At 63.6% G+C, this 23,175-nt stretch carries 19 protein-coding genes and 5 tRNA genes; 4 read left to right on the top strand and 20 right to left on the bottom strand.

The genetic code is table 11. The features are described 5' to 3' along the window. Positions 1–21: 21 nt before the first annotated feature. The 8 genes from ACFOPI_RS19530 to ACFOPI_RS19495 all read right to left on the bottom strand — a co-directional run bounded on the left by ACFOPI_RS19530 (position 22) and on the right by ACFOPI_RS19495 (position 8,569). Positions 22–1,563, bottom strand: coding sequence for a malonate--CoA ligase (locus ACFOPI_RS19530; protein ID WP_382177622.1), 1,542 nt, complete (start codon positions 1,561–1,563; stop codon positions 22–24). Positions 1,564–1,580: 17 nt separating this feature from the next. Then, entirely contained in the window at positions 1,581–2,348 is a 768-nt protein-coding gene (locus tag ACFOPI_RS19525) for an enoyl-CoA hydratase/isomerase family protein (protein ID WP_382177619.1), read from the bottom strand. Positions 2,349–2,369: 21 nt separating this feature from the next. Beyond that, on the bottom strand, positions 2,370–3,359 hold the full coding sequence (locus tag ACFOPI_RS19520) for a Bug family tripartite tricarboxylate transporter substrate binding protein (RefSeq protein WP_382177616.1): 990 nt from the start codon (positions 3,357–3,359) through the stop codon (positions 2,370–2,372). Between the two features lie 40 nt (positions 3,360–3,399). Then, on the bottom strand, positions 3,400–4,740 hold the full coding sequence (locus tag ACFOPI_RS19515; protein ID WP_382177613.1) for a malonyl-CoA decarboxylase domain-containing protein: 1,341 nt from the start codon (positions 4,738–4,740) through the stop codon (positions 3,400–3,402). Then, complete coding sequence (locus ACFOPI_RS19510; RefSeq protein ID WP_382177610.1) at positions 4,737–5,405, bottom strand: GntR family transcriptional regulator; 669 nt, start codon at positions 5,403–5,405, stop codon at positions 4,737–4,739. The genes ACFOPI_RS19515 and ACFOPI_RS19510 overlap by 4 nt, the downstream gene beginning before the upstream one ends. 109 nt (positions 5,406–5,514) lie before the next feature. Then, complete coding sequence (gene lgt, locus ACFOPI_RS19505; RefSeq protein WP_382177607.1) at positions 5,515–6,318, bottom strand: prolipoprotein diacylglyceryl transferase; 804 nt, start codon at positions 6,316–6,318, stop codon at positions 5,515–5,517. 38 nt (positions 6,319–6,356) lie between these two features. Continuing rightward, positions 6,357–8,213: a dihydroxy-acid dehydratase gene (ilvD, locus tag ACFOPI_RS19500; protein ID WP_382177604.1), complete on the bottom strand. Its 1,857-nt coding sequence runs from the start codon at positions 8,211–8,213 to the stop codon at positions 6,357–6,359. 116 nt (positions 8,214–8,329) lie between these two features. After that, positions 8,330–8,569, bottom strand: coding sequence for a TIGR04438 family Trp-rich protein (locus tag ACFOPI_RS19495; RefSeq protein WP_066259048.1), 240 nt, complete (start codon positions 8,567–8,569; stop codon positions 8,330–8,332). A gap of 125 nt (positions 8,570–8,694) precedes the next feature. On the opposite strand from ACFOPI_RS19495, the gene ACFOPI_RS19490 reads away from it, so the two are divergent. Continuing rightward, positions 8,695–9,000: a c-type cytochrome gene (locus ACFOPI_RS19490; RefSeq protein ID WP_382177601.1), complete on the top strand. Its 306-nt coding sequence runs from the start codon at positions 8,695–8,697 to the stop codon at positions 8,998–9,000. A gap of 98 nt (positions 9,001–9,098) precedes the next feature. Here ACFOPI_RS19490 and acs read toward each other — a convergent pair whose 3' ends face one another. Next, on the bottom strand, positions 9,099–11,093 hold the full coding sequence (acs, locus tag ACFOPI_RS19485) for an acetate--CoA ligase (RefSeq protein ID WP_382177598.1): 1,995 nt from the start codon (positions 11,091–11,093) through the stop codon (positions 9,099–9,101). 185 nt (positions 11,094–11,278) lie between these two features. Between acs and ACFOPI_RS19480 the strand changes: the two genes are divergently transcribed. The 3 genes from ACFOPI_RS19480 to murI are packed head-to-tail and all read left to right on the top strand — an operon-like array spanning position 11,279 to position 14,269. Further along, entirely contained in the window at positions 11,279–11,881 is a 603-nt protein-coding gene (locus ACFOPI_RS19480; protein WP_382177595.1) for a TIGR00645 family protein, read from the top strand. A gap of 37 nt (positions 11,882–11,918) precedes the next feature. After that, the gene (locus tag ACFOPI_RS19475) at positions 11,919–13,457 is read left to right on the top strand and encodes a fumarate hydratase (RefSeq protein WP_382177592.1); all 1,539 of its coding nucleotides are present in this window, start codon (positions 11,919–11,921) and stop codon (positions 13,455–13,457) included. Continuing rightward, positions 13,454–14,269 (top strand): glutamate racemase, encoded by an 816-nt coding sequence (murI, locus tag ACFOPI_RS19470; protein WP_382177589.1) that lies wholly within the window; start codon positions 13,454–13,456, stop codon positions 14,267–14,269. The genes ACFOPI_RS19475 and murI overlap by 4 nt, the downstream gene beginning before the upstream one ends. Positions 14,270–14,296: 27 nt before the next feature. On the opposite strand, the gene ACFOPI_RS19465 is transcribed toward murI, so the two are convergent. The 11 genes from ACFOPI_RS19465 to ACFOPI_RS19415 all read right to left on the bottom strand — a co-directional run bounded on the left by ACFOPI_RS19465 (position 14,297) and on the right by ACFOPI_RS19415 (position 23,095). Further along, entirely contained in the window at positions 14,297–15,589 is a 1,293-nt protein-coding gene (locus tag ACFOPI_RS19465; RefSeq protein ID WP_382177586.1) for an MFS transporter, read from the bottom strand. 6 nt (positions 15,590–15,595) lie between these two features. After that, positions 15,596–16,219 carry a DUF6806 family protein gene (locus tag ACFOPI_RS19460; RefSeq protein WP_382177583.1) on the bottom strand — a complete coding sequence of 208 codons (624 nt, stop codon included), beginning with the start codon at positions 16,217–16,219 and terminating at the stop codon, positions 15,596–15,598. A gap of 52 nt (positions 16,220–16,271) precedes the next feature. After that, a tRNA-Leu gene (locus tag ACFOPI_RS19455) sits at positions 16,272–16,360 on the bottom strand. 133 nt (positions 16,361–16,493) lie between these two features. Continuing rightward, a tRNA-Gly gene (locus tag ACFOPI_RS19450) sits at positions 16,494–16,569 on the bottom strand. 16 nt (positions 16,570–16,585) lie between these two features. Beyond that, positions 16,586–16,659: transfer RNA gene (locus ACFOPI_RS19445), tRNA-Cys, on the bottom strand. Positions 16,660–16,730: 71 nt separating this feature from the next. Then, positions 16,731–16,806: transfer RNA gene (locus ACFOPI_RS19440), tRNA-Gly, on the bottom strand. An 86-nt stretch (positions 16,807–16,892) separates the two neighbouring features. Next, positions 16,893–19,325, bottom strand: a complete 2,433-nt coding sequence (gene lon / locus ACFOPI_RS19435; RefSeq protein WP_382177581.1) for an endopeptidase La — start codon at positions 19,323–19,325, stop codon at positions 16,893–16,895. A 75-nt stretch (positions 19,326–19,400) separates the two neighbouring features. Continuing rightward, complete coding sequence (clpX, locus tag ACFOPI_RS19430) at positions 19,401–20,666, bottom strand: ATP-dependent Clp protease ATP-binding subunit ClpX (protein WP_382177578.1); 1,266 nt, start codon at positions 20,664–20,666, stop codon at positions 19,401–19,403. A 149-nt stretch (positions 20,667–20,815) separates the two neighbouring features. Then, positions 20,816–21,433, bottom strand: a complete 618-nt coding sequence (clpP, locus tag ACFOPI_RS19425) for an ATP-dependent Clp endopeptidase proteolytic subunit ClpP (RefSeq protein WP_382177575.1) — start codon at positions 21,431–21,433, stop codon at positions 20,816–20,818. A 196-nt stretch (positions 21,434–21,629) separates the two neighbouring features. Next, positions 21,630–22,940, bottom strand: a complete 1,311-nt coding sequence (tig, locus tag ACFOPI_RS19420; RefSeq protein WP_382177572.1) for a trigger factor — start codon at positions 22,938–22,940, stop codon at positions 21,630–21,632. Between the two features lie 68 nt (positions 22,941–23,008). Further along, positions 23,009–23,095, bottom strand: a tRNA-Leu gene (locus ACFOPI_RS19415). Positions 23,096–23,175: the final 80 nt, after the last annotated feature.

Genomic DNA, 23,175 nt, shown 5'->3' with positions numbered 1-23,175 from the left:
TTTTGCATGGCAACGCCAGAATCAGGCGAACGCCCCCTTGTACTGGTCGCGCAGCAGGTTCTTCTGCACTTTGCCCATGGTGTTGCGTGGCAGTTCGGCCACGACCACACAGCGCTTGGGGATCTTGAAGTTGGCCAGTTTCGCCTTGAGCTCTGCGATCACGCTGTCCGGTTCTACCGTGGCGCCGGGTTTGGCGATGATCACCGCCACGCCCACCTCGCCAAAGTCCGGGTGCGGCACGCCGATCACCGCGCTCTCGGCCACGCCGGGCATGTCGTTGATGTAGCCCTCGATCTCGGCTGGGTAGACGTTGTAGCCGCCGGAGATGATCAGGTCCTTGCTGCGGCCGACGATGGTGACGTAGCCGTCAGCATCCACCTTGCCCACATCACCAGTCCTGAAAAAGCCGTCGGCGGTGAACTCCTCCGCTGTCTTCTCGGGCATGCGCCAGTAGCCCTTGAACACGTTCGGGCCCTTCACCTGGATGCCGCCGATCTCGCCCGGCGCGACGGCCTTGCCGTCGTCTTCCATCACGCGCAGGGTCACACCTGGCAGCGGGAAGCCCACCGTGCCACCGCGGCGCTCGGTGGCGCCACCGTAGCGAGCGTCCGGGCCGCAGGGGTTCGAGGTCAGCATCACCGTCTCGCTCATGCCGTAGCGCTCCAGGATGGTGTGGCCGGTGCGGGCCTGCCACTCGGTGAAGGTCTCGATCAGCAGCGGCGCCGAACCGGAGATGAACAGGCGCATGTGTGCGGCCTGCACCTTCGTCAGCGTGGGCTCGGCCAGCATGCGCACGTACAGCGTGGGCACGCCCATGAAGACCGTGGCTTCCGGGAACTTGCTGATGGCCAGCTTCGGGTCGAACTTCGACAGCCAGATCATCTTGCTACCGTTGATGAGCGCGCCGTGGATGGCCACGAACAGGCCATGCACGTGGAAGATCGGCAACGCGTGGATCAGCACGTCATCGGACTGCCACTGCCAGTACTCGCGCAGCATCAACGCATTGCTGCGCATGTTGCCGTGCGTGAGCATGGCGCCCTTGCTGCGGCCGGTGGTGCCGCTGGTGTAGAGGATGGCGGCCAGGTCGTCGTCCTGCCGCACCGCGGGTGTGTGGTGGTCGCTGTGGTGCGCGGCGCGTTCCAGAAGACTGCCGCTGCGGTCGTCGCCCAGCGTGAACACGTATTGCGTGCCGGCGGTGAAGGCGATCTTGCTGACCCAGCCGTGGTTCTTGGGACTGCAGACCACCACAGCCGGTTCGGCGTTGCCGATGAAGTACTCGATCTCGGCGCTCTGGTAGGCCGTGTTCAGCGGCAGGAAGACATGGCCGGCCCGCAACGTGGCCAGGTACAGCATCATGGCCTCGACCGACTTTTCCACCTGCACCGCGATGCGCGAGGCCGGCGGCAGGTCCAGCGAGTCCAGCAGGTTGGCCATCATCGCCGTGGCGCGGTCCAGGTCGCGCCAGGAATAGGACAGGCCGTTGTCGGTCTCCACCGCGGTGCGGTCGAGGTCGGCGGGGAAGGCGTCGCGCAGCGCGACGAACAGGTTCTGGTTGCTCATGGTGTGTCGTGGGAGGTTCAGAAGTTCGGTGGCCGCTTGGCCAGAAAGGCTGCGATGCCTTCTCGGTGCTCGGCGCTGTCGGCGTAGTCGTAGGCGGTGGGCACCAGCGCCTCGGCGCCCTGCCCGCCCGCCAGTGCCCGCAAGGCCTGCTTGTTCAGGCGGGCGGCCTGCGGCGCCAGCCGCGCAATGCGCAGGGCGCGTTGCTGGGTCTCTGCAGGCACGTCGGCGTCGTGCAGCACGGAGTGCAGGAAGCCGCGGGACAGCAGAGTTTGTGCGTCCAGCACCGCTGCTTCCAGCAGCATCTGCCGCGCGGTGGCCAGACCGACCTCGCGCGCCACCAGCTCGGCCTCACGCGGCGCCATCGGAAAACCCAGTTTGGCAATCGGCGCACCAAAGCGCGCGCCCTGCCCCGCCAGGCGGATGTCGCAGCAGCAGGCGATTTCCACCCCCGCGCCCATGCAGTTGCCTTCGATCTGCGCAACCACAGGCAGGTCGCAGGCCAGCAGGGCCGAGAGGCCGCCCCAGACATCGTTCTCGTGGAAATCGCGCAGGCCGTCGGGATGAAAGCGGAAGTCCGTGTACTCCGCGATGTCGCCGCCCGCGCAGAAGTGCCCACCCTCACCCGCCACCACCACCGCGCGCACGTCACCGCGCTGCTGCAGATCGGTGAACACCTGGCGCAGCTCGCGCCACATCGCGCGCGACATGGCGTTGAACTTGGACGGGTTGCTGAGGGTGACGCGGGCGATGGCGTCTTCGAGGTGCAGGCGGACGTGACCGGACATGGGCAGGAACTTGGGTACGGATCAGTCGAGCTTCGCACCCGAGGCCTTGACCACCTGCGCCCACTTCTTCAGTTCGGCTTTGACGAAGCCATCGAACTGGGCACCGGTGAGGTTGGGGAACTCGGCCCCCTGGGCCGCCCAGACCGTCTTGGCCTCGTCGGCCTGTGCGGCCTTGCGGATCTCTTCAATGGCCCGCGCCTGCGCGTCGGCCGGCGTGCCCTTGGGCGCCCAAATGCCGTACCAGGTGGTCACGGTGTACTCGGGCAGGCCCAGCTCGGCCGCGCAGGGCACGTCGGGGAAGGCCGGGTTGCGTTTGGTGCCCGACACCATCAGCGCCTTGATGCGACCGCCCTTGATGTGGCCAGCCGATGAGCCCAGGCCATCAAACATCATGTCGACGTTGCCGGCAATCAGGTCGTTGAGCGCCGGGCCCGCGCCGCGGTACGGGATGTGGGTGATGAAGGTCTTGCTCTGCTGCTTGAACAGCTCACCGGCCAGGTGGTGCGAGGTGCCGCCACCGGCCGAGCCATAGTTGAGCTTGCCGGGGTTGGCCTTGATCTCGGCCAAGAAGGCCTTGAAGTCCATGTTGCCGTGCTTCTTGGCGTTGACCACCAGCACCTGCGGCACGCTGGCCACCAGGATCAGGGGCACCAAGTCGCGTTCGAGGTCGTAGTCCAGCTTCGGGTACATGGCGGGTGCAATGGTGTGGTGCACCGCGCCCATGAACAAGGTGTAGCCGTCTGGTGCGGCCTTGGCCGCAATGCCCGCACCCAGTGTGCCGCCAGCGCCGCCGCGGTTGTCGATCACCAGGGACTTACCCGAGAGCTTGGTGAACTGGGCAGCCATCGGGCGCGCGAACGCGTCGGTACCTCCGCCGGCGGGGAACGGCACGATCATCGTGACCGGCTTGGTCGGCCAGGTGCTCTGCGCATGGCCCAGCGTGCCATACACAGCGGCACTGGCCGCGACCGCGCGCAGCACATCGCGCCGCTTGAATCCTATTGCTTGCATCGTCTTGTCTCCGTTGTGGTTGTGGTGAAACTGTTTAGCGTCAGGGCAGCAGGTCCTTGATCGCCGGGGCGACGGGAATCTTGCCTTGTGCGAGGGCGGCCCGGTTCCTGTCGAGCTTCTTGAGGTCGTAGAGGTAGTTGACCATAAGGCCATAGGACTGCTTGAGTCCCTTGGCCGACGGGTCGGCGGCCCAGTTCAGGCGCTCGACGCGGGCGCCGTTGCCCAGGTGGAAACGCGCCACTGCATCCAGCGGTTTGCCGTCCTGAAGTTCCAGGGCCAGGTAGCGCGCCGCCCACTGCTTGAGGGCCACGCGCGGCGGCGACTTCTCGGCCAGATCCGGCGCCGCCTCCCAGGCCTGCAGCAACTCGGCCGGCGCGTGCTTGCCCAGCCAGGCCCGCAGCCCAGGGATCGGTGAGAGCGTGGCGAAGGTCTTGAGGCGGGGGAACTCCTCGTGCAGGCACTCGACCACGCGCTTGATCAGCGAGTCGCCGAAGCTCACGCCTCGCAGGCCGGTCTGGGTGTTGCTGATGGAATAGAAGATCGCCGTGGTCGCACGGTCCAGGTCGGCGGGCGCGGCGGACTCGTCCAGCAGCGGCGTGATGCTGGCAGCGATCTCGTTGATCAGCGCCACCTCCACGAAGATCAGCGGCTCGCCCGGCAGCCGCGGGTGAAAGAAACCGTAGCAGCGGCGGTCGCTGTCGAGGCGGTTCTTCACATCGCCCCAGCTGCGGATGTCGTGCACCGCCTCGTACTTGATGAGCTTCTCCACCAGCGACGCCGGCGAATCCCAGCTGATGCGGCGCAGCTCCAGGAAGCCGACATCGAACCAGGTGGAGAACATGTACTCCATCTCCACGTCCAGCGCGAGCAGGCGCTTGTCGGCCTTGAGCTGCGGCTGCATCTCGGCGCGCAGATTGACCAGAAAAGGGATGCCGTCCGGATGGGCGCTGAAGCGCTGCAACAGGCGCCGGCGCGGCGACACGGTGGCTCGGCGGTACAGCACCTCGGCCGCGGCTTCGTCGGGTGTGCCCACAGCAGCGGCGTACTTCTGCTGCGCGGCTTTGACCTGCGCCGGGTCGGCCACGAAGCGCTCACTCATGAGCAGCCACAGATCGCGCCGGTGGGCCGGCGAGGCGCTGGCGTACCAGTCGATCAGTTCGCCGGCGCGGCGGCCGCCCTCCACCTCGCTGACCAGCGGATCGACGATGCCCTTGAGTTCGTCCAGCTTCTGTCGCAGCGCCCGGGGCGACAGCGCTTCTTCGCCCTGCCGCAAACGGGCCTTGAGCCGCTCATGCGTGGAGCGCACCGGCGCCGGCTGAGGAGCCGCAGCCGGCGCACGCAGGCGAGAAACACGTTCGCTCAGCCATTCCCTGGTGTTCATGCGGAAATCCTCGAGGTGTGCAGACGGGCCAGGTCGCGCAGCGCCACGCGCTGGCGGGTGAGATGGGTGCGCATCGCGGCTTCGGCGCCCTCGGCGTCGCGCGCCTTGAGTGCGGCGTACACCGCCATGTGCTCCGACAGGCTCTGCTCCAGCCGGCCGGGTGCATGCAGCTGCTGCAAGCGCGCGAGCTTGACGATCTTTCGCAGGTCGCCGATCACCTGCGCCAGCCAGCGGTTGTTGGCCAGCACGATGATGGCTTCGTGAATCGCGTAGTTGGTTTCGTAGTACTCGGTGATGCGCTTGGCCTTGGCACTGCGCTGCAAGCGATCATGCAATTGCTCCAGTGCTGCCAGATCGGCGTCCGTCGCGTTGTTGGCGGCCTCGAACGCGCACCGCCCTTCCAGCAGGGCGATGACCGGGAAGATCTCGTCCAGATCGCGTTCGGTGATTTCACTGACGAAGCAGCCGCGCCGTGGCTCATGCCTCACCAGGCCTTCGGCGGTCAGCACCTTGAGCGCCTCGCGCAATGGCGTGCGGGAGATCGACAGTTCGGCACAGAGCGCCGGCTCGTCGATGAACCGCCCGGGCGCCAAATCACCCGCAAAGATGCGGTCGCGCAACTTTGCGGCCACCTCGTCGTGCAGGGAATTGAGCACCAGTCGCATAAGGTATTCGGAAAAATCCGCTCTGTGATTACCTGTAATTACAGATAATTCTAGAAAGACTTCTGCCGGGCGCAAGCCCGTGCAAACCCTCAGAACAAGTCGGGAGCGCTCAACTGCGCCGGCCAGCCCAGACCCAGAGCGCGGCACCGCCCAGGATCATGGGCACACACAGCCACTGCCCCATGCTCATCCCCAGGGACAACAGGCCCAGATGGGCATCCGGCTCCCGGAAGAACTCTGCGGTGAAGCGGAACAGGCCGTAGCCAAACAGGAAAGCACCACCCACCTGCCCTGTCGCGCGCGGCTTGCGCGCATACCACCACAACAGGACAAACAGAAGCATGCCCTCCAGCAGGAACTGGTAGACCTGCGAAGGATGCCGCGGCAAGTCGCCCGCGCCACGGAACACCATGGCCCAGGGCAGCGACGGGTCGGCCACCCGCCCCCAGAGCTCGCCATTGATGAAATTGCCCACCCGCCCGGCGGCCAGACCAGTGGGGACGCAGGGCGCCACGAAGTCCATCACCTGCAGCCAGGGACGCTGGCGGCTGCGCGCGTACCAGACCATCGCAACCAGCACACCCAGCATGCCTCCGTGGAAGCTCATGCCGCCCTCCCAGACCGCAAAGATCTCCAACGGGTGGCTCAGGTAGTACGCAGGCTTGTAGAACAGGCAATAGCCGATGCGCCCGCCCAGCACCACACCCATCACCCCCAGGAACAGGATGTCCTCGACATCCTTGCCCTCCCAGGGCATGGGCGTTCGGAGCGACGCAAAGGGCTCGTGCTTCAGGCGAGCACGCCCGAGCAAAACAAAAAGCCCGAAGGCCGCAAGGTAGGTCAGCCCGTACCAATGAATGGCCAGCGGGCCAAGCTGCAGGGCAACAGGATCAATCTGGGGATGAATCAACATGGCCTGCGATTGTGCACGCAGGCCATGACCCTCTCCGGTCAGTCGAGCATCGACAGGTTGCGCACGGCGCCCTTGTCGGCCGAGGTGGCCAGCAAGGCGTAGGCCTTGAGCGCGGCCGACACCTTGCGCGGGCGCGGCCGGGCCGGCTTCCAGCCCAGAGCATCCTGCTCGGCGCGGCGCTTGGCCAACTCTTCATCGCTCACCAGCACATTGATACTGCGGTTGGGAATGTCGATGCGGATGCGGTCGCCCTGGCGCACCAGGCCGATGGCGCCACCAGCCGCAGCCTCGGGCGAGCAGTGTCCGATGGACAGCCCAGACGTGCCGCCAGAGAAGCGACCGTCGGTCAGCAGCGCACAGGCCTTGCCCAGGCCCTTGGACTTGATGTAGCTGGTCGGGTAGAGCATTTCCTGCATGCCGGGGCCACCCTTGGGGCCTTCGTAGCGCACGATCACCACATCGCCGGCCTTGACCTTGTCGGCCAGGATTTCGGCCACGGCCTCGTCCTGCGATTCGGTCACGTAGGCCGAACCCTCGAACACCAGGATGGACTCGTCCACACCCGCCGTCTTCACCACGCAGCCGTCAAGCGCAATGTTGCCGCGCAGCACGGCTAAACCACCCTCTTTCGAGAACGCATGATCAAAAGAGCGGATGCAGCCTTCGGCACGGTCCAGGTCGAGACTGGGCCAGCGTGTGGACTGGCTGAACGCCACCTGCGTCGGAATGCCGGCCGGACCAGCCATGTAAAAGGTCTTGACCGCATCGGACGGGTTGCGCGCGATGTCCCACTCATCCAGCGCGTCCTTCATTGTCTTGGCGTGGATGGTGGGCACGTCGGTGTACAGCTTGCCCGCCCGGTCCAGCTCACCCAGGATGGCCATGATGCCGCCGGCTCGGTGCACGTCTTCGATGTGGTACTTGTTGGTGTTGGGCGCCACCTTGCACAGCTGAGGCACGACGCGCGAGAGGCGGTCGATGTCGGCCATGGTGAAGTCGATCCCGGCCTCCTGCGCGATCGCCAGCAGGTGCAGGATGGTGTTGGTCGAACCGCCCATGGCGATGTCCAGCGTGATGGCGTTCTCGAAGGCCTTGAAGCCCACCGAACGCGGCAGCACCGACTCGTCACCCTGTTCGTAGTAGCGCTCGCACAGCGCCACAGCCGTGCGACCGGCGCGCTTGAACAGCTGCTCGCGGTCGGCGTGTGTGGCCACCACCGTGCCGTTGCCTGGCAGCGCCAGGCCCAGGGCTTCGGCCAGGCAATTCATGGAGTTGGCAGTGAACATGCCGGAGCAGCTGCCACAGGTCGGGCAGGCCGAACGCTCGACCTCGGCCAGATCGCTCTCACTGACCTTGCTGTCCACGGCCATCACCATCGCGTCCACCAGGTCGAGCTTCTTGATCTCGATGGTCTGGGACTGCGGGTTCGCCAACCGCACCTTGCCCGCTTCCATGGGGCCACCGGAGACGAACACCACAGGGATGTTCAGACGCATGGCGGCCATCAGCATGCCGGGGGTGATCTTGTCGCAGTTGGAGATGCACACCAGCGCGTCGGCACAGTGGGCATTGACCATGTACTCCACCGAGTCGGCGATCAACTCGCGGCTGGGCAGCGAATACAGCATGCCGTCGTGGCCCATGGCAATGCCATCGTCCACCGCGATGGTGTTGAACTCCTTGGCCACGCCACCAGCCGCCTCGATCTCGCGCGCCACCAGCTGGCCAAGGTCCTTGAGGTGCACATGCCCAGGCACGAACTGCGTGAAGCTGTTGGCGATGGCAATGATGGGTTTGGCGAAATCGCCATCTTTCATGCCAGTGGCACGCCACAGGGCGCGGGCACCAGCCATGTTGCGGCCGGCGGTGGAGGTCTTGGAACGGTAAGCGGGCATGGGGCGGATGATGTTGATGAACAGAATGCTGGCTGACAGCCCGAAATTATCCCGCAGTGCCCTCCACCTGCACCTGAAAGCCCAGCCGGAGCAAGGGGGGACGGGCAGTCGCGGGTTCAGCGCTTGCGTGTCCGGATGCCGAGCGCTGCGCGCTGCTTGTCGATGCGCTCTTTCTTCTTCCTGTCCATCTTCTCCACTTCTTTGCGCTTGGTGTAGCCGGTGGTATCGGCCCAGGCCCACCAGGCCACCGTCAGACCGAAAGGCACCGCGACCCACCACCACGACACGCCGGCCATGAAACCGATCTCCAGATACCTCATCAGCAACAGGGCAATTCCGACAGCCAACAAATACATCACACCCTCCGGTAAAGGTCCGATAAAGACGGGCAAACTTCTGTAAAGAAGCATGGGTCGTCCCCGACCGACTCGCTAGAATCGCGGCTCGTGAGCTTCTCACTTCCACCCACGAGGACAACACCATGAAACGTGCTCTGATGATTATGGCTGCGATGGCCGCCATCTCCACCTCCGCCATGGCTGATCAGGCTCTGGCCACCGCCAAGAACTGCATGGCCTGCCATGCGGTCGACAAGAAGCTGGTTGGCCCGTCCTACAAGGATGTGGCCAAGAAGTACGCGGGCGACGCCAAAGCTGCCGACATGCTGGCCAGCAAGATCGTCAAGGGCGGTTCTGGCGTCTGGGGTGCGATTCCCATGCCGGCCAACACGCAAGTCAGCGAAGCCGAAGCCAAGAAGCTGGCCGCCTGGGTGTTGAGCCAGAAGTAAGCGGCCTCCCGCCAAGCCAAGAAAAAAACCCGCTGAAATCCAGCGGGTTTTTTCTTGGCCGGTGCCTTTTCGAAGCACCGGGTTCCTGCGACAGGAGGTCAGTTGTTTTCGGCCAACTGGTCCAGGATGGCCGGGTTCTCCAGTGTCGAGGTGTCCTGGGTAATGGCCTCGCCCTTGGCGATCGAACGCAGCAGGCGGCGCATGATCTTGCCCGAACGGGTTTTGGGCAGGTTGTCACCGAAGCGGATGTCCTTGGGCTTTGCAATCGGTCCGATTTCCTTGCCCACCCAGTCGCGCAGCTCCTTGGCAATCGCCTTGGCTTCGTCGCCCGTGGGCCGCGAACGCTTGAGCACCACAAAGGCCACGATGGCTTCACCAGTCAGATCGTCGGGGCGCCCCACCACGGCGGCTTCGGCTACCAGGTCGGTCTTGCCCACCAGCGCCGATTCGATTTCCATCGTACCCATGCGGTGACCGGACACATTCAGCACATCGTCGATGCGGCCGGTGATGCGGAAGTAGCCGCGGTCGGCACTGCGAACGGCGCCGTCACCCGCCAGGTAGTAGCCCTTGAGTTCTTCGGGGAAGTAGCTCTTCTTGAAGCGCTCCGGGTCGCCCCAGATGGTGCGGATCATCGAAGGCCAGGGCTTCTTGACCACCAGGATGCCCCCCGCGCCGTTGGCCACGTCGTTGCCCGTCTCGTCCACGATGGCGGCGGTGATGCCCGGCAGCGGCAGCGTGCACGAACCCGGCACCAGCGGCGTGGCGCCCGGCAGCGGCGTGATCATGTGGCCACCGGTCTCGGTCTGCCAGAAGGTGTCCACGATCGGGCAGCGCTCGCCGCCCACGTGCTTGTAGTACCACATCCAGGCCTCTGGGTTGATGGGCTCACCCACAGAACCCATCAGGCGCAGGCTGGTCAGGTCCCAGTTCTTGGGGTGCACCTTCTCGTCGCCTTCCGCTGCCTTGATCAGCGAGCGGATGGCTGTCGGCGCGGTGTAGAAGATCGTGCACTTGTGCTTCTCGATCATCTGCCAGAAGCGGCCAGCGTTCGGATAGGTGGGCACACCCTCGAACACGATCTGCGTGGCACCAGCCGCCAAAGGACCGTAAGCGACATAGGTGTGGCCGGTGATCCAGCCGATGTCGGCCGTGCACCAGAAGATGTCGCTGTCCTTCAGGTCGAAGGTCCAGTTCATGGTCAGGTTGGCCCACAGCAGGTAGCCGCCGGTGCTGTGCTGCACGCCCTTGGGCTTGCCGGTGGACCCCGAGGTGTAGAGCACGAACAGCGGGTGCTCGGCGCTGACCATCTCGGCGGGGCAGACGGTGGACTGGCTGGCCATCACGTCGTGCATGAAGCTGTCGCGACCCGCCACCATGTTGCAGGCGGTGGCCGTGCGCTGGAAGACGATCACATCCTTGATGGTGTCGCAACCGCCCATGGCGATGCCTTCGTCCACGATGGACTTCAGCGGCAGCTCCTTGCCGCCACGCAGTTGGTAGTTGGCGGTGATGACAGCCACGGCGCCGGCGTCCTGGATGCGCTCCTGCAGGGCCTTGGCAGAGAAGCCACCGAACACCACGCTGTGGGTCGCGCCGATGCGGGCGCAGGCCTGCATGGCCACCACGCCCTCGATCGTCATGGGCATGTAGATGACCACGCGGTCACCCTTCTTCACGCCACGCGCCTTCAGCGCATTCGCAAATTGCGACACCTTGGCCAGCAATTCCTTGTAGGTGACTTTGGTGACCTCGCCACCGTCGGCTTCAAAAATGATCGCGGTCTTGTTCTCCACCGGCGTGCCCATGTGGCGGTCCAGGCAGTTGAACGAGGCGTTGAGCTCGCCGTCCTCGAACCATTTGTAGAACGGCTTGTTGGATTCGTCGAGCACCTTGGTGAAGGGCTTGCTCCAGGTCAGGGTCTCGCGGGCGCGCTGGGCCCAGAAGCCTTCGAAGTCCTTTTCGGCCTCGGCACACAGGGCGTTGTAGGCCTCCATCCCCGAAATCCGGGCGGCCTTGCGGGTGGCTTCGGACGGTTCGAAGACGCGGTTTTCGACCAAGGTGGATTCAATCGACGACGAAGGCGTGGACATGTACAGGTCTCCTCTGGGGTGGGGGAACAAACAACCCGGCGAATGTGCGCAAGGGCTCTTACGAGCCACTTACATGGACTGGCGCATCCTGAGACCATTTGCAGCCCCCCCGGTAGCGGGGGCTTCTACAATTCCGCACAGTGCGCAAGCCCTGAGCCAGCGCGAGTCTAATCCCTACCCTGCCCATGAGCGACCCCGTCAAAACCCCCGGTTCCACGCGCGCCCTGCCCAACCTGATTTTCGCCAGCCGCTGGCTGCAACTGCCGCTGTACATCGGCCTGATCGCGGCCCAGGCCATCTACGTGTTCCATTTCTGGGTGGAACTGGTCCACCTCATCGAAGCCGCCTTCGGCAACCAGAACGCGCTCGCCGCCCTGATCAAGAGCATCGGCTACAAGGACGGCTTTGAAGTCACCGCCCTGAACGAGACCATCATCATGCTGGTGGTGCTGGCGCTGATCGACGTAGTGATGATCAGCAACCTGTTGATCATGGTGATCGTTGGCGGCTACGAGACCTTCGTCAGCCGCATGCACCTGGAAAACCACCCCGATCAGCCGGAGTGGCTGAGCCACGTCAACGCCTCGGTGCTCAAGGTCAAGCTGGCCACCGCCATCATCGGCATTAGCTCGATCCACCTGCTCAAGACTTTCATCAACGCCGCCAACTATTCTGAGCAGGTGCTGATGTGGCAGACCATCATCCACGTGGTCTTCCTGCTCAGCGCCATGGCGATTGCCGCCACCGACCGCATCATGCATCCCGTGGCCGAAAAAACCGATCACTGATCCGATTGCCTCCAAGAACCAATCCCGGAAACGCCCCATGACCACCATCCGCCAGAACGACCTCATCGAGTCGATTGCCGCCGCCCTCCAGTACATCAGCTACTACCACCCGGCCGACTACATCGCCCACCTGGCCCGCGCCTACGAGCGCGAGCAAAGCGCCGCGGCCAAGGACGCGATCGCGCAGATCCTGACCAACAGCCGCATGTGTGCCGAAGGCAAGCGCCCGATCTGCCAGGACACGGGGATCGTCAACGTCTTCCTCAAGATCGGCATGGACGTGAAATGGGAAGGCTTCACCGGCAGCATCCAGGACGCCATCGACGAAGGCGTGCGCCGCGGCTACAACAACCCCGACAACAAGCTGCGCGCCTCGGTCCTGTCCGACCCCATCTTCGAACGCAAGAACACCAAGGACAACACCCCGGCCGTGGTGTTCATGGAGGTCGTGCCCGGCAACACGGTGGACGTGATCGTGGCCGCCAAGGGTGGCGGCTCCGAGAACAAGTCCAAGGTCTACATGCTCAACCCCAGCGACAACATCGTCGACTGGGTGCTCAAGACCGTGCCGACCATGGGCGCCGGCTGGTGCCCGCCCGGCATGCTGGGCATCGGCGTTGGCGGCACGGCCGAGAAGGCGGCGCTGCTGGCCAAGGAAGCGCTGATGGACGACATCGACATGTACGAGTTGCTGCAGCGCGGTCCGCAGAACAAGCTCGAAGAGCTGCGCATCGAGCTGTATGAAAAGGTCAACGCGCTGGGCATCGGCGCGCAGGGCCTGGGCGGCCTGACCACCGTGCTCGACGTCAAGATCAAGACCTACCCGACGCACGCCGCCTCCAAGCCGATCGCGATGATCCCGAACTGCGCCGCCACCCGCCACGCCCACTTCGTGATGGACGGCTCCGGCCCGGTCTACATGGACCCGCCGAGCCTGGACCTGTGGCCCAACGTGCACTGGGCGCCCGACTACAACAAGAGCAAGCGCGTCGACCTGAACACGCTGACCAAGGAAGAAGTGGCGAGTTGGAAGCCGGGCCAGACCCTGCTGCTCAACGGCAAGATGCTCACCGGTCGCGACGCCGCGCACAAACGCATCCAGGACATGCTGGCCAAGGGCGAGCCGCTGCCAGTGGACTTCACCAACCGCGTCATCTACTACGTGGGCCCGGTCGACCCGGTGCGCGAGGAGGTGGTCGGCCCGGCCGGCCCGACCACCGCCACCCGCATGGACAAGTTCACCCGCATGATGCTGGAGAAGACGGGTCTCATCGCCATGGTCGGCAAGGCCGAACGCGGCCCGACCGCCATTGACGCCATCAAGGATGCGAAGAGTGCGTACCTCATGGCCGTGGGCGGCAGCGCCTACCTTGTGTCCAAGGCCATCAAGGCTGCCAAGGTGGTGGGCTTTGAAGACTTGGGCATGGAAGCCATCTACGAGTTCGACGTGGTCGACATGCCCGTCACGGTGGCGGTCGACGCCGGCGGCACCAGTGCCCACATCACGGGCCCCGCCGAGTGGGAAAAGCGCATCGCCTCGGGCGAGTTCAAAGGTATCACGGTCGCTGCCGCTTGAAAACGATCGGCGTCTTCGACAGCGGCGTTGGTGGCCTGAGCGTGTTGCGCGCGTTGCTGGCGGAGATCCCGCAGGCGCACTTCGTGTACCTCGCGGACGGCGCTCATGCGCCTTATGGCGAACGAAACCCGCAGCAGATCGCGGAGCGCGCCCACCGGATCACGGAAGGCCTGCGCCACCACTTCGGCATCGACGCCCTGGTGGTGGCCTGCAACACCGCCACGGCACTGGCCATCGAAGGCCTGCGCGCAGAGCATGCAGACTGGCCCATCGTCGGGGTAGAGCCGGCGCTCAAACCGGCGGCCACCCTCACGCGAACCGGTCACGTGGGCGTGATGGCTACGCGAGGTACGGTCGAGAGCGAGCGCTACGCCCGGTTGCGACAGCGCCTGGAAAGCGGTTCGGACTCACCGCTCCACTTCAGCAGCCAGGCCTGCGACGGGTTGGCCGATGCCATCGAGCGCGATGACAAAGCCACCATACAAAGCCTCTGCGAGCGCTACTGGGAGGCGCTCAAGGCCGACCGGAAGGATCTCCCAGCCATCGACACCCTGGTACTGGGTTGCACCCACTACCTCTTCGCCGCCGACGTTCTTCGTGCACTGACGGGACCGGAAGTCGCGCTGGTCGAGACCGGTGTCCCGGTAGCCAAACGCACACAGGCGGTGCTGAAAGAACTGCCCGACCGACCGCACGCCGTTTGCTCGCTCCCTGGCGTCACGTTGCTTTCGACGGGAGACCCGGAGCCGCTGGCCCGCGCGGCTCACCGGTGGCTGGGACTGAATGTTCAAGGTCGGCAGTTCACCTGCTGATGAGCCATTCCGTATGAGTGCCTGAGCTCAGGCCTCGGCCGCCAACGCAGCCCGCCGACCCCGCTCGACATCCACCCGCTGCAACAGCAGCCATCCGATCACGAACAGGACTGCGGTGGATGCGATCGCCAGTCGCTGATTGCCCCCCGTTCCCCAGGCGATGATTCCATAGGTCAGCGGCCCGATGATGCTCGCCAGCCGGGTGGCGAAGGTCCACAGACCGTAGAACTCCGCCAGCTGCGCCGCGGGTGCAAACAATCCCGCCATCGCCCGCCCCGCGGACTGGCTGGACCCCATGCACAGACCTGCGATGGCCGCGGCATACCAGAACCCCCCTTTGGTCGTTGTGAGGGCTGCGATCACGCAGGTCGCAACCCAACCCAGCAGCGTCACACTCAGGGCACGCTTGTGGCCGATCCGGTCCTGCCAGTGGCCGAAGGCGAACGCCCCCACCGCCGCGGCTATGTTCAGCACGAAGATCAGCACCATGGTCTCCTGCTGCACGAAACCGATCACCTGCTCCGCATAGATGGCGGCCAGCGCGATCGTGACGGCCACTCCGCCCTGGTAGGCCACCGCACAGGCCATCAGCCACATGAAGTCGCGGTACTGGCGGGCGCTGCGGTAGGTGGTCAGCAACTGCGACCAGGCCTGCACCAGCCCCCCGTCTGAATGACGGGCAGCGCGCTCACGCAGCCAGACAAACGTGCACAAGGAGGCGATCGAAAACACACCCGCCGTGATCCACATGGTCATGGGAACGAACTGCGTCGCGGGCTCACCGGCCGCCTGAGACTGGATCACCACCACCAGACTCAGTCCCAGTGCCAGCATGCCGCCAAGGTAACCAAAACTCCAGCCCCAACCACTGACCCGCCCCAAGGCCTCCGGACGCGCCAGCTCAGGGAGGAAGGCCGCGCTCAGCGACTCTCCCCAAGAGAAGAACACATTGGACAGCACAATGAGGACAACACCCAAAGCGACATCCCCAGGACCCACTTGTGACAACCCCATCGTCGAAACGACGCACCCCACGGTGCTGACAGCCAGCAGACGCTTCTTGGCACCATGACGGTCGGCCCAGGCCCCCACCACCGGCATGGTGAGCATCACGATGGCGCAGGAGAGACTCAGGCTCGCCGTCCAGGCGAACGTGGCCCAAGACGCACCGCCAGCCACGGCTCCAACGAAATAGGCAGAAAAAACGGCCGTGAGAACGACCGTTGTGTATCCGGAGTTGGCGAAGTCGTACATGGCCCACGCGAACACCTCGCGCTTGCGCACGCCAGGGTTCAGGGCACCGGCCGCCGCCTGCGACATGCGTCGTCAGTGAAGATGGCGCGGCTTGCGCCCTCCCCCATGCCCGGACGAGCCTCCATGGCCACGGGGAGGACGCCCCAGCTGCATCGAGTTCACCAAGGCATCAAAACGCTGGGTGAACAGCCGGTCGATCGAGGCCACCACATCGTTGAGCTCCGATGCATCGAAATGCCGCTCCATGATGTGGACCACGTCCTGGACCAATAGGTCGCGCTGGACCTGCATGATCGCTGCGGGCGTCGGCCCCACGAAGCACATCATGAAGTCGTCTCGTGCCTCTTCGTCTTCGGGCGCCTCTTCTTCGTCGAACTCGGTGTCGTAGAAGGACACTTCAATCGGCGCTCCGGCCGAAGCGATTTCATTCAGGCCCATGCAGGCCTCTTCGATCACCTGCCGGAAGTCCTCGTCACCGGGGACCGTCCAGCACATCTGCAGCACATGCTCTTGTGCGTCAAAGCGGATACCCGGCTCGTCTTCATAGGCACTTTCGGCTGCGGCGGCCAGCGAACGGGCGCCGGCGTACTGCCAAAGGGGCTTGAGCGCATCCTGAATCTGGGCGTAGGCCACATCCTCGCGCAGGGGAACGTCCCCGTGCACATGGATTTCAAAAGGCGCGTTGTATCGGGTCATGGAAACTCACTGTAGCGGCGAAAGCGCCCCACGCATAGTCGGGCGGTGGGCGTGGTGCCTCGAACCGGAATCGAACCGGTACGACCGGTTAGGGTCGGCGGATTTTAAGTCCGCTGTGTCTACCAATTTCACCATCGAGGCGGACTGCGAGTCATTGTCGCAGGTTCACCCTGGGACCATCCCTGCGAGCAGAGGGAGCAGAACATTTACACGTCCGGCAGGCATGCATCGAACCAAAGAAAAAAGGGAAGCGGTGCTTCCCTTTTTTGATGAGTGGAGCGGGAAACGAGGTTCGAACTCGCGACCTCAACCTTGGCAAGGTTGCGCTCTACCAACTGAGCTATTCCCGCAAATATCCAGTGTGACTGGAGGCGCGATCCGGAGTCGAACCGGACTAGACGGATTTGCAATCCGTTGCATAACCGCTTTGCTATCGCGCCCTGTTCACCCACGCGAAGACCGCGCTGATGCAACTGACAAAAAAGGGAAGCTGGGCTTCCCTTTTTCAAACTGGAGCGGGAAACGAGGTTCGAACTCGCGACCTCAACCTTGGCAAGGTTGCGCTCTACCAACTGAGCTATTCCCGCATGTTTCTGACGTTTGGTGAAGTTCGTCAGAAGCTGGAATTCTAGCGCAAAAAATGGGTCTTTTTCAAGACCCGCATATTTTTTGCTCAGTGCTTGACTGCCCCAGGAGCCGGAGCAGGGGCACTCCCAGCGGCGGCGGCCACTTGCGCTGCAACCTCTTCATCAGTCAAGGGTACCGGCTGGCGCTCAAGGGCAATGGACAGCACCTTGTCGATCCATTTGACCGGAACGATCTCAAGCCCTTGCTTGACGTTGTCGGGTATCTCGGCAAGGTCCTTGACGTTCTCTTCCGGAATGATGACTGTCTTGATACCACCGCGGAGCGCAGCCAGCATCTTCTCCTTCAGGCCACCAATCGCCGTGACCTCGCCCCGAAGGGTGATCTCGCCCGTCATCGCGACATCCGCCCGGACCGGTATGCCGGTGAGCGCAGACACCAGGGCGGTGGTCATGGCCGCCCCGGCGCTGGGGCCGTCCTTCGGCGTGGCGCCATCAGGGACATGGATGTGAATGTCGCGCTTGTCGAACTGCTCATCCTTGATGCCCAGCTGTCGGGCACGGCTTCGAACCACGGTGCGCGCAGCCTCCACGGACTCCTTCATCACGTCACCCAGGGAACCGGTACGAATGGTGCCGCCCTTGCCAGGCATGATGGCGACCTCAATGGTCAGCAGGTCGCCGCCCACTTCGGTCCACGCAAGTCCGACCACCTGCCCCACTTGGTTCTGTTGTTCGACCCGGCCATACGTGTACTTGCGCACACCCAGGAAGTCACTCAGGTTGTCAGCGTCGACCACCACTGTGGGGGTGTATTTCTTGAGCAGCAGACCCTTGACCACCTTGCGGCAGATCTTGGAGAGCTCGCGCTCCAGCGAGCGCACACCGGCTTCGCGGGTGTAGTAGCGCACGATGTCCCGCACCGCCCCTTCCTTGACCTCCAGCTCGCCATCGCGAATGCCGTTGTTCTTCACCTGCTTGGGCAGCAGGTAGCGCATGGCGATGTTGGTTTTTTCGTCTTCCGTGTAGCCTGAAAGACGGATCACCTCCATGCGGTCCAACAGGGCCGGCGGGATGTTCATCGAGTTGGACGTGGCCACGAACATCACGTCCGAAAGATCGAAGTCCACCTCTACATAGTGGTCACCAAAGGTGTGGTTCTGCTCGGGGTCGAGGACTTCCAGCAGCGCCGAAGACGGGTCACCCCGGAAATCGGTACCCAGTTTGTCGATTTCGTCCAGCAGGAACAGCGGGTTGCGGGTCCCCACCTTGGACAGGCTCTGCAGCACCTTGCCGGGCATAGCGCCGATATAGGTGCGACGGTGCCCACGGATCTCAGCCTCGTCGCGCATGCCACCAAGAGCCATGCGCACGTACTTGCGACCAGTGGCCTTGGCCACCGACTGCCCGAGCGAGGTCTTGCCCACGCCCGGAGGACCGACCAGGCAGAGGATCGGAGCCTTGACCTTGTCCACGCGCTGCTGCACCGCGAGGTATTCCAGAATCCGGTCCTTGACTTTCTCAAGGCCATAGTGGTCTTCGTTCAGGACCCCCTCGGCAAACGCCAGATCGTGCTTGATCTTGGTCTTCTTGCTCCAGGGCAGGGCCACCAGGGCGTCGATGTAGTTGCGCACTACCGTGGCCTCTGCCGACATGGGCGACATGAGCTTGAGCTTCTTGAACTCGGCTTCTGCCTTCTTGCGGGCTTCGGCCGGCATCTTGGCGGCCTTGATCTTCTTTTCGATCTCCTCGATGTCGGCGCCCTCTTCGCCTTCACCGAGCTCCTTCTGGATCGCCTTCACCTGTTCGTTGAGATAGAAGTCGCGCTGGTTCTTCTCCATCTGGCGCTTGACGCGACCACGGATCTTCTTGTCGACATTCAGGATGTCGACCTCGCGCTCCAGCTGCTCGAAAAGATTTTCCAGGCGCTTGTTGATCGGATCAAGATCCAGCACCACCTGCTTGGACTCCAGCTTCAACGGCAGGTGCGCGGCGATCGTGTCGGCCAGACGACCCGGATCGTCGATGCTGGAGATTGAGGTCAGGATCTCCGACGGGATCTTCTTATTCAGTTTGACGTACTGGTCAAACTGCTGCATCACGGCTCGGCGCAGCGCTTCAAGCTCGTTGGTCTGTGTGGCCGAACGCTCCTGGGCCGGATCGATGGGTGTGACGTGGGCCACGAAGTGGCTCTCACCATCCACGATCGACAGCACCTTAGCGCGCTGAACACCCTCCACCAGCACCTTGACCGTGCCGTCGGGCAGCTTGAGCATCTGCAGAATGGTGGCGACGCAGCCCATCTCGAACATGTCGTCCGTGGATGGCTCGTCCTTGGCGGCGGCCTTTTGAGCCACCAGCATGATGCGGCGCTCGGCTTCCATCGCAGCCTCCAGCGCCTTGATGCTCTTGGGGCGGCCGACGAACAGCGGAATCACCATGTGTGGAAAGACCACCACATCGCGCAAAGGCAACAGTGGCAGGTCTACGGGCGTGCTGGGCAGGGGGACTTGTCCGGACATTTCAGACCTCTAGATGTTTGACGGGCGAAAGCGGGTGACGCACACCACTGACTTTCGCCCTCTCGACGCACGCAATCAGGCCTGCTTGGCCGCCTCGCGGTACACCAGCAGGGGGGGCTTGTTTTCTTCGATGGTGGACTCGTCGACCACCACCTTCTCCACGTTGCTCATCCCCGGCAGTTCGAACATGGTGTCGATCAAGGCGTTTTCCAGTATGGAACGCAAGCCTCGGGCGCCCGTCTTCCGTACCAGCGCCTTGCGGGCGATGGCCTTGAGCGCAGCAGGTCGCACTTCAAGATCGGCCCCTTCCATCGCGAGCAGCCGGGAAAACTGCTTGACCACCGCGTTCTTGGGTTCGGTGAGGATTTCGACCAGCGCGTCCTCGCTGAGCTCGGCCAGACTGGCAATCACTGGCAGGCGCCCCACTAACTCGGGGATGAGCCCGAACTTGATCAGGTCCTCCGGTTCGATGTCCTTGAAGGCTTCTGTCAGGCTGCGCTGCTGTTTGCTCTTGACGACGGCACCGAACCCCATGCCCGAAGCCTCGGTGCGGTTCTCGATGATCTTTTCGAGGCCTGCGAAAGCGCCGCCACAGATGAACAGGATGTTGGTGGTGTCGACCTGCAGGAAATCCTGGTTGGGGTGCTTGCGACCACCTTGCGGTGGCACGCTGGCCATAGTGCCTTCGACCAGCTTAAGCAGCGCCTGCTGAACCCCCTCACCCGACACGTCACGGGTGATCGACGGGTTGTCCGACTTGCGCGTGATCTTGTCGATTTCGTCGATGTAGACGATCCCTTGCTGCGCACGCTCGACGTCGTAGTTGCAGCTTTGCAGCAGCTTGGCCACGATGTTCTCCACATCCTCGCCAACGTAGCCAGCCTCGGTCAGTGTGGTGGCATCGGCCATCACGAACGGAACATTGAGCATGCGCGCCATGGTCTGGGCCAGCAGGGTCTTGCCGGAGCCGGTGGGCCCAATCAGCAGGATGTTGCTCTTGGCCAGTTCGACGTCGTCCTTGCGAGCGGACTGCTTGTGCCGCAGGCGCTTGTAGTGGTTGTAGACGGCCACCGCCAGGGCTCGCTTGGCGGCTTCCTGGCCGATCACGTAGCTGTCGAGATTGTTTTTCAGGTCCGCAGGCGTGGGCAGGTCGTCGGACGCGGTCTTGACCGATTCCAGTCCGGGCAGTTCATCACGAATGATGTCGTTGCAAAGGTCGATGCACTCGTCGCAGATGAACACCGAAGGTCCCGCGATGAGCTTCTTCACCTCATGCTGGCTTTTGCCGCAGAACGAGCAATAGAGTGCCTTTTCGCCGGAAGCGGCTTTTTTGTCGGCCATGGTCTGGAGGTGGGACTACCTGGTGGGAAAGTTGGAAACAATGATAGATCAAGCCCGCCGGGCCCGAAACCAAGGAAAAGGACCCCATTCAGGGCGAAATCCGCCGTCAGAAAGCCTCTTTCCCATGGTGGTCTTGGCTGCGAAAGCGATCAGCCCGCCACAGGACGCTTGTCGATCACCTTGTCGATCAGGCCGTACTCGGCCGACTCCGCGGCTGACAGGTAGTAGTCACGCTCGGTGTCGCGCTCGATCTTTTCCAGCGGCTGACCGGTGCGCTCGGCCAGGATCTTGTTGAGCTGCTCGCGGGTCTTGAGGATCTCGCGGGCGTGGATCTCGATTTCCGTCGCCTGACCCTGGGTGCCACCCAGCGGCTGGTGGATCATGATTTTGGAGTTGGGCAACGCAAATCGTTTGCCTTTGGCACCAGCGGCCAGCAGGAACGCGCCCATGCTGGCGGCCATGCCGGTGCACAGCGTCGACACATCGGGCTTGATGAAATTCATGGTGTCGAAGATCGCCATGCCGGCGCTCACCGAGCCGCCCGGTGAGTTGATGTAGAAGGAGATGTCCTTGTCCGGGTTCTCGCTTTCCAGGAACAGCAGCTGCGCCACCACCAGGTTGGCCGACTGGTCATTGACCGGCCCCACCAGAAAGATCACGCGCTCCTTGAGCAGGCGGGAATAGATGTCGTAGGCGCGCTCGCCGCGGCCCGACTGCTCGATCACCATGGGCACCATACCCAGACCCTGAATGTCCATTGCGCTCATGCGTTTCTCCAATGTGTAAGTGCTTGAATGTCACTACTGTAACCAACCCGACAAAGTCGCGATCCGGGTGTCGGTTTTGCCCGAGGCTTGCATATGGCGTGCCTGTGTCAAAACACAAGGTGTGGCCCAAAACAAGAAGGGCGGATCGCTCCGCCCTTCCGATGCCCTGTCACGGCGACTAGCGCCGTACAGACCCTCAGGCCTGGCCCATCAGCTCGTCAAAGCCCACGGCCTTGTCGGTGACTTTGGCCTTGGACAGCACGAACTCGGTGACGTTGTTTTCGATCACCACCGCCTCGACCTCCGCCATGCGGCGGTTGTCACTGGTGTACCAGCGCACCACATCGGCCGGCTTTTCGTAGGAAGACGCGAGCTCTTCAATGTGGGCCTTGATCTGCTCCGGCTTGGCATGCAGCTCATGGGCACGCACCAGCTCGGCCACCACCAGACCCAGGCGCACGCGGCGCTCGGCCTGCTCCTGGAACAGTTCGGCGGGGATCGGAGCCTTGTCGGCGTCCTTGATGCCACGCTGCTTGAGGTCGGCGCGGGCACCTTCCACCAGACGGTCGACTTCGGACTGCACCACCGACTTGGGCAGGTCCAGCTCGGCCTTGGCCACCAGGGCGTCCATCACCGCCTGCTTATTGCGGGCCTGGACGCGGAACTTGACTTCGCGCTCCAGGTTCTTCTTGATGTCGGCACGCAGAGCCTCGACCGTACCGTCGGCAATGCCCAGCGACTTCGCCAGAGCCTCGTCCACTTCGGGCAGGTGGGCGGCTTCGATCTTGTTGACCGTTACCAGGAAGTCCGCCGTCTTGCCGGCCACATCCTTGCCGTGGTAATCGGCAGGAAAGGGCAGCGGAAAGGTCTTGGACTCGCCGGCCTTCATGCCGCGCACGGCGTCTTCGAACTCCTTGAGCATCTGGCCATCGCCAACGATGAACTGGAAGCCTTCGGCCTTGCCGCCTTCGAACGGCTCACCATCGATCTTGCCGGCGAAGTCGATGGTCACGCGGTCACCGTCGGCAGCGGCCTGGTCGGCGGCGCGCTGAGCAAAGGTGCGGCGCTGCTTGCGCAGAATATCCAGCGTGCGGTCGATGGCCGCGTCGCTCACTTCGGTGCTGACCTTTTCGATCTCCGCGGTCGACAGATCACCAATCTTCACATCGGGATAGACCTCGAACACAGCATCGAAGGTCAGCTGACCTTCGGGGGCGCCTTCCTTCTCGGTGATCTGGGGCTGGCCGGCCACGCGCAGCTTGGCTTCGCCAGCGGCGTTGGCAAAGGCCTCGCCGACCTTGTCATTCATGACCTCGTAGTGCACCGAATAGCCGTAGCGCTGGGCCACGACGTTCATGGGCACCTTGCCCGGACGGAAACCGTCCATCTTCACATCGCGGGCCAGGCGCTTGAGGCGTTTGGCCACTTCGTTCTGGATCACGTCGGCCGGCAGCGTCAGGGTGATCTTGCGCTCCAGCTTCTCCAGGGTTTCAACGGTCACGGTCATGGTTATCTCCAATCAGGAAAGCGGTCGACCAGCGGAGCCGGCCGGTGAGGATCTGTCTGTCGGTGTTGTGGTGCGCGGGGGGGGACTCGAACCCCCACACCATTGCTGGCGTCAGGACCTAAACCTGGTGCGTCTACCAATTTCGCCACCCGCGCGCCTACACGCGGCGCCCACAGGCGCCGCAGGCGACCACCTGGATGCAAGGGCGCCGCCGACGGCAACCTTCTATTGTATC

The organism is Hydrogenophaga luteola, from assembly GCF_042648585.1.
Lineage (GTDB): Bacteria > Pseudomonadota > Gammaproteobacteria > Burkholderiales > Burkholderiaceae_C > Hydrogenophaga > Hydrogenophaga luteola.
Note: the sequence above shows the minus strand (reverse complement) of the source record. Positions and strands in the feature narration are given on the sequence as shown.

Excerpts from the sequence above, each read along its gene's own strand:
- ACFOPI_RS19520 (WP_382177616.1), bottom strand. The coding sequence starts at position 3,359 with ATGCAAGCAATAGGATTCAAGCGGCGCGATGTGCTGCGCGCGGTCGCG.
- ilvD (WP_382177604.1), bottom strand. The coding sequence starts at position 8,213 with ATGCCCGCTTACCGTTCCAAGACCTCCACCGCCGGCCGCAACATGGCT.
- ACFOPI_RS19465 (WP_382177586.1), bottom strand. The coding sequence starts at position 15,589 with ATGTCGCAGGCGGCGGCCGGTGCCCTGAACCCTGGCGTGCGCAAGCGC.
- ACFOPI_RS19510 (WP_382177610.1), bottom strand. The coding sequence starts at position 5,405 with ATGCGACTGGTGCTCAATTCCCTGCACGACGAGGTGGCCGCAAAGTTG.
- ACFOPI_RS19495 (WP_066259048.1), bottom strand. The coding sequence starts at position 8,569 with ATGTATTTGTTGGCTGTCGGAATTGCCCTGTTGCTGATGAGGTATCTG.
- ACFOPI_RS19475 (WP_382177592.1), top strand. The coding sequence starts at position 11,919 with ATGACCACCATCCGCCAGAACGACCTCATCGAGTCGATTGCCGCCGCC.
- ACFOPI_RS19515 (WP_382177613.1), bottom strand. The coding sequence starts at position 4,740 with ATGAACACCAGGGAATGGCTGAGCGAACGTGTTTCTCGCCTGCGTGCG.
- clpX (WP_382177578.1), bottom strand. The coding sequence starts at position 20,666 with ATGGCCGACAAAAAAGCCGCTTCCGGCGAAAAGGCACTCTATTGCTCG.
- clpP (WP_382177575.1), bottom strand. The coding sequence starts at position 21,433 with ATGAGCGCAATGGACATTCAGGGTCTGGGTATGGTGCCCATGGTGATC.
- ACFOPI_RS19525 (WP_382177619.1), bottom strand. The coding sequence starts at position 2,348 with ATGTCCGGTCACGTCCGCCTGCACCTCGAAGACGCCATCGCCCGCGTC.
- ACFOPI_RS19490 (WP_382177601.1), top strand. The coding sequence starts at position 8,695 with ATGAAACGTGCTCTGATGATTATGGCTGCGATGGCCGCCATCTCCACC.
- ACFOPI_RS19480 (WP_382177595.1), top strand. The coding sequence starts at position 11,279 with ATGAGCGACCCCGTCAAAACCCCCGGTTCCACGCGCGCCCTGCCCAAC.
- acs (WP_382177598.1), bottom strand. The coding sequence starts at position 11,093 with ATGTCCACGCCTTCGTCGTCGATTGAATCCACCTTGGTCGAAAACCGC.
- ACFOPI_RS19530 (WP_382177622.1), bottom strand. The coding sequence starts at position 1,563 with ATGAGCAACCAGAACCTGTTCGTCGCGCTGCGCGACGCCTTCCCCGCC.
- lon (WP_382177581.1), bottom strand. The coding sequence starts at position 19,325 with ATGTCCGGACAAGTCCCCCTGCCCAGCACGCCCGTAGACCTGCCACTG.
- lgt (WP_382177607.1), bottom strand. The coding sequence starts at position 6,318 with ATGTTGATTCATCCCCAGATTGATCCTGTTGCCCTGCAGCTTGGCCCG.
- tig (WP_382177572.1), bottom strand. The coding sequence starts at position 22,940 with ATGACCGTGACCGTTGAAACCCTGGAGAAGCTGGAGCGCAAGATCACC.
- ACFOPI_RS19460 (WP_382177583.1), bottom strand. The coding sequence starts at position 16,219 with ATGACCCGATACAACGCGCCTTTTGAAATCCATGTGCACGGGGACGTT.